At 63.9% G+C, this 4,901-nt stretch carries 4 protein-coding genes and 1 pseudogene; 2 read left to right on the top strand and 3 right to left on the bottom strand.

Translation table 11 applies throughout. The annotated features are described in order from the left end of the window. Positions 1-483 precede the first annotated feature (483 nt). From ACTMTU_RS35930 to ACTMTU_RS35920, 3 genes are all read right to left on the bottom strand, one after another. A complete protein-coding gene (locus ACTMTU_RS35930; RefSeq protein ID WP_441267623.1) occupies positions 484-900 on the bottom strand; it encodes a hypothetical protein in 417 nt (138 codons plus the stop codon). Positions 901-1,765: 865 nt separating this feature from the next. Beyond that, positions 1,766-2,167: a DUF6114 domain-containing protein gene (locus ACTMTU_RS35925; protein WP_441267624.1), complete on the bottom strand. Its 402-nt coding sequence runs from the start codon at positions 2,165-2,167 to the stop codon at positions 1,766-1,768. A 95-nt stretch (positions 2,168-2,262) separates the two neighbouring features. Then, positions 2,263-2,820: a DUF6230 family protein gene (locus ACTMTU_RS35920; protein WP_441267622.1), complete on the bottom strand. Its 558-nt coding sequence runs from the start codon at positions 2,818-2,820 to the stop codon at positions 2,263-2,265. Positions 2,821-3,358: 538 nt separating this feature from the next. On the opposite strand from ACTMTU_RS35920, the gene ACTMTU_RS35915 reads away from it, so the two are divergent. Beyond that, positions 3,359-3,943, top strand: coding sequence for a DinB family protein (locus ACTMTU_RS35915; RefSeq protein WP_441267621.1), 585 nt, complete (start codon positions 3,359-3,361; stop codon positions 3,941-3,943). Between the two features lie 44 nt (positions 3,944-3,987). Next, positions 3,988-4,813, top strand: a pseudogene (locus ACTMTU_RS35910) (IS5 family transposase). Positions 4,814-4,901 lie beyond the last annotated feature (88 nt).

The following is a 4,901-nucleotide window of genomic DNA, read 5'->3' as shown; positions in this document are numbered from 1 at the left end:
CAGACACCCAACAGATCCTGCCGACACAACACCCAACTGCCAAGCCCCACAACGAACTTCATTCTGAAACGATCAGTAAGTCCACAGGCTGGTTCAGCTCGCCCAGATGCGTTGTTGCCAGCGCCCCGTCGCCACCGCGACGATTCGTAGCGGGACCACCTGACCTTGATTGACTTCCTCGTCATTCGGGCATGCCATCGTAGGCTTGGAATACGCAGCGTCACCATCCTTGTGCGCGGCTGGCGGCAGTAGACGCACCAGTTATGGACCTGAACCCCTGCGCGTGGAGGCTTCACATCGCAACCAGAGGTGCCGGTGCTGGTGCTCGGTCTCCGCGGCGGCGCCGTCGTCATGCTGGTCCAGGGCGCCGCCCGCTTCTGTCTCGTCGAGTTCGGACCGAAGGTGTGACGAGGCCGAAGGCCCCGTCGACCTGGCGATGTTAATGGTCACGGCGTCACCGCCTTGGAGTGAGGGGCTGCTGAATCAGAGCGATCTCGGATCTCCCCTTCTATGCACCATCGTGTGTTCCGGACCCAGGCGGAACCATCCGCCATCCGGCGATGCGTTGTCCCCTTGCCCGACGTAGAACGCGACATGGTTCGCCGACAGAGTCGGCGAACCATCGCAAACCTTCGAGGTGGGGAAGCGCGCCCAGATCACCACGGCGTCGCCGGCACGCTGTGCGCCCAGGTCGATTTCGAAGCCGTCGACGAACAGGTCGCCTCCTGGACTGGACCGGAGCCCCACGTCGTGCCGGACCGCGTAGGACTCCATGTCCTCGAAGAGTTCCGAGGGAACCCGGCCGATCAGACGGATTCCCTCGTGGGTGACCTGTGGGCCGAGCCGTCCATCCACCAGCACGCACGTCAATCCCGCGCCTTCGACGAAGTAGCCCTTCACCGCTGGTCGACTTCTCCAGGCCGGCTGTGGCTTCGAGAACTCGGCCCGCCATTGCGTACGGCCCGTTGAGTGCAACCCCCCCGTGTTGTTGCTTCGCAGTGAAGCCCTGCGCCGCCATGGCGGCGACAGCGTCCTCCCGGCTCATTCCAAAATCCAGTGGCCCAATGGTCTGGAGTGGGACGTACCGCCCCTGGTTCCGCTCGGAGTCCCCCAGGACTGCCCAAGATCTTGGGCGGGTTCGCGGAGCCAGAGGATGAGTGCCGCGAGGCGGAGTCCGGCCCGGTAGCGGGCGGCGAGTACGGATCCAAGGCGGTTGGTTGCAGTCATGGGCGCGAGCGCCAGTACGACTCCTCTGGCGGTATGCCGAGCGGCTCCGGCTGATCGGCGACTGCGTGAGCGCCGCGCATGCTCCGGCTTGGGGGTGCAAGCTGTGGACCTTGCCGAGGTGGCTGGCGCTGGAACTACTCTCCCCGGCAGAACATCAGCTGGTACATCTGGGGGGCGGTCCGTCAAAGAAGGTCCGGGCAGGCCTGGTCGTATCAGCTGGTCGCGCCGCCTCGGCGCGGCGCCACAAGAGGTTGCCCTGTCCGTCTTGCCGCGTCCCACCTGCTTCGGCGCAGCGCCGGACGCTGTTTGGTGCCTGCTGAGGCGTGTGCCGTAAGCGACACACTTTCTGAACTGTGGTCGTGAAGTGAAGGAGATGTTTTTATCCTGCGGCAAAGTCTACGGCCGGGCGGAAGCGTTTGTAACAGCAGATGGCCGCTGCCAGGCCGAGAAAGGCCGGGTAGTTTTCCGGGGTGTCGCTCGCGCGTCGAACAGAGGTGCCAGCTGCCCGCTTCAGCTTCCCCGACAATGGCGCGTGCACCTAGCACACCTTTGCGGGATGGCCCATAGGTGTCCAGGCGATGGACAGGGTTCCGCCGAGCAGTGCAAGCAGAAAGCCGAGGAGGAGTCCGCCGAGGTTGGACATTGGGATGGACAGCAGAGCGAGCATGGTGGTCGTGACGCCAGCGAATACTCGCAAGTTTGACTGGAACCACATGATCATACCCAGTGCGAAGAGCAGTGAGCCGATAACCAGTGAACCGGACCCCGCGGGGGTTGCCATCCGGAGGGCGAGAGTGTCCAGGGTGAGCGCTGCGTACGGCAAGTACATGATCGGCACCCCGCCGAGCATGGTCAGGAGCCCGGCCCAGAACGGTCTGCTTCGGCGCCAGTCGCCGAAGCGTGGCCGGAGGACCTTGAGAAGGTAATGGCCACGTTTCAGGACACTGGAGTCGAAAGGAAGAGCCCAGGACTGGCATGTTTTCTGGAGGATCGAGAAGAGTGTCCAGAAGCGGAGCTTCCCCGTTGTTCCTTCCTTCAGAAGCATTCGTTGACGCCCTTGTAGATTCTCGTACTGACACCACTTGTTTGGGTGACTCTGGCGCTCGTCGCAACCAGGATCGACCTTGAATCAGTGATCACGCTCGAGTCGGCCTCGGCCGCCGCACTTGCGGGGTCGACATTGTCGCCCGGGTTGATGCCGGGCCCCTTCTTGGCGGCCCCGGCGGCGATGCCGGTTCTGCGGTTCTTGTCTGTGACAGTGCCTTGAGACGACTCGATCACATCCGAATACGAGTCAAGTGCTGTGACCCGTTTGGCGGTCACCCTGGCAGTGACCTTGCCGATCAGCGGAATGTGCTGAACCGTGGATTGGCAGACACCGTAGGATGTGGAGCGATCTGCACCGGATACCGTGACAGGGACGACTGTTCCGTCGTACCGCTTGTCCAGTGCACCGTACTGGATCGCCCCGGTGATTTCGATACGTTCGGCGGTCACTTTGAATTTCTGGTCGGAGATGAGGAACGACGCAGCAAGCGCACCCTCGGCTACGGAAACCAGCAGTGCCGCACTGGCGGCGAGGCTGGGAATCATGAGGATGGAGAACAGCTTCCATCTGGTCCTGCCCCGTGTCTTGGGCAAGGCTTCCCCTTCTTGTCATTGCATTACTCAGGGCTGACGCCCAGACTCGGCTAGCCGTGAGCTGCACAGCGATATGGATGCCCTGAGTGCTCTTTAAGATTGTTCGGGAGTCCTAACCCGAGTGCCCGCAAGACAGGAGCAGCCGAAGCCGGGCACTTCTATGCGCGGAGCACCTCCCGACCGGTGGTGAGTAGCGAAAGAGATAAGCAACAGCAATCGCAGGATATTGATTCCCATTGAAGCCTAGCTGAATGGCCGCCGATCGGGTGATGGTGCAGCCAGGGCCAGTTTCTGCTTCCTAGGCTACGCACGGAAGGGACCGCTTCCCGAAAGCGCGACATCAGCTTAGAGGCTGTCTCACGTGGCAAGTTCCGCGAGCTTCTTCAGTGGCTCGGGGCGGTGGCCATGGCCGGGTTTCAGCACTGCCGGTCGTTGCGGTCCACATACGGGATCTTGAGGCCATGAGTAGCCCATGGCAGGCTCATGCCGCATGATCGATGAATTCGCGAAGGGCACCCTGCACGGGCGACTGCGGCGGGACCGCAAGGCGCTGCTCTGGAAGCTCGACGGCCTGTCCGAATACGACGCCCGCCGACCTTTGACAGTGACCGGGACCAACCTCCTCGGCCTGGTCAAACACGTGGCCAGCGTCGAGGCCAGGTACTTGGGCGAGGTCTTCGACCGGCCGTCCCCAGAACCGCTGCCCCGGTGGCAGGACCACGACGGCAGCGATCTGTGGGCGGCTGAGGACGAGGCGCGCGATCAGATCATCGAGTCCTACCGGCGCACGTGGGAACACTCAGACGCGACGATCGACGCGCTTGCCCTCGATGCCCCGGGCCACGTGCCGTGGTGGCCGGAGCCTTATCGCAACACGAACCTGTTCGCAATCCTGGTCCACGTCCTCGGCGAGACCAACCGGCATGCCGGGCACGCCGACATCCTGCGCGAAGGCGTGGACGGCCGAACCGGGATGCGCCCCGAACACGAGATGCAGATCGATGAGGACGCCCGCACCGCCTACTGCGCGAAGATCGAGCAGGCCGCCAGATCGGCCGCATCAGTCGAGGCATAGAAGGCTGTCCCCCGTGACTTGATGCTCGATGTTCGAGCGGCATGATGCCGGCCGTGAGTGCTGATCTGTCGAAGCGTCTGGTTCCTGATGAGCTCTGGAGGCTGGTCGCCCCGTTACCGCCGTCGTTCGCGGCTCGACCGCAAGGTGGCGGGACCGCTCCGCGCGACCAGCGGGCCGTGTTCACCGCAGAGGTGTACGTGCTGACCAGCGGCTGTGCCTGGCGGCATCTGCCGCCGACGTTCGGCACGTCCTCCGCCACCGCGCATCGCCGCCTCACGGTATGGACCGAGGCCGGCCTGTGGCGTCGGCTGCACCGGGCGGTGCTGGACGAACTCGGGGCTCGGGGCGAAGTGGACTGGACCTCTGCGATCGTCGACGCGGCCTCCGTTCGCGCCAAAAGGGGGATCGCTGACAGGGCCGAACCCGGTCGATCGCGGCAAGAAGGGCAGCAAGCTGCACGTGCTATCCGATGCTCAGGGCATCCCGCTCGCCGTCGCCGTGTCAGGTGCGAACATGCACGACAGTCTCGCCCTCAAGCCGCTCATCCTCGGCATCCCCGCAGTCCGGTCCCGCCGGGGACCACGGCGGCGCCGGCCCGTCAAACTCCGCGCGGACAAGGCGTACTTCTCCGCCGAACACCTCATCTGGCTGCGCGAGCGTGGGCTCGTCGCGCGCATCGCGCGGCCAGGCATCGAGTCCGGCGAACGCCTCGGTCGGCACCGCTGGTAGGTCGAGCGGTCGATCGCTTGGCTCTTCGGCTACCGCCGCCTGACCATACGATACGAACGAAAGGGCTCGCACTTCCTCGCCTTCCTCGGCCTGGCCGCTGCCCTGACCTGCTACAAGAAGCTCGCGAAACTTGCCACGTGAGACGCCCTCTTACTGATCGTTTCAGAATGAAGTTCGTTGTGGGGCTTGGCAGTTGGGTGTTGTGTCGGCAGGATCTGTTGGGTGTCTG

The sequence above is a fragment of the Streptomyces sp. OZ13 genome, assembly GCF_052068155.1.
In the GTDB taxonomy this organism is placed as follows: domain Bacteria; phylum Actinomycetota; class Actinomycetes; order Streptomycetales; family Streptomycetaceae; genus Streptomyces.
The sequence above is the reverse complement of the archived record's forward strand: the minus strand, read 5'-3'. Positions and strand labels throughout refer to the sequence as shown.

Excerpts from the sequence above, each read along its gene's own strand:
- ACTMTU_RS35920 (WP_441267622.1), bottom strand. The coding sequence starts at position 2,820 with ATGATTCCCAGCCTCGCCGCCAGTGCGGCACTGCTGGTTTCCGTAGCC.
- ACTMTU_RS35915 (WP_441267621.1), top strand. The coding sequence starts at position 3,359 with ATGATCGATGAATTCGCGAAGGGCACCCTGCACGGGCGACTGCGGCGG.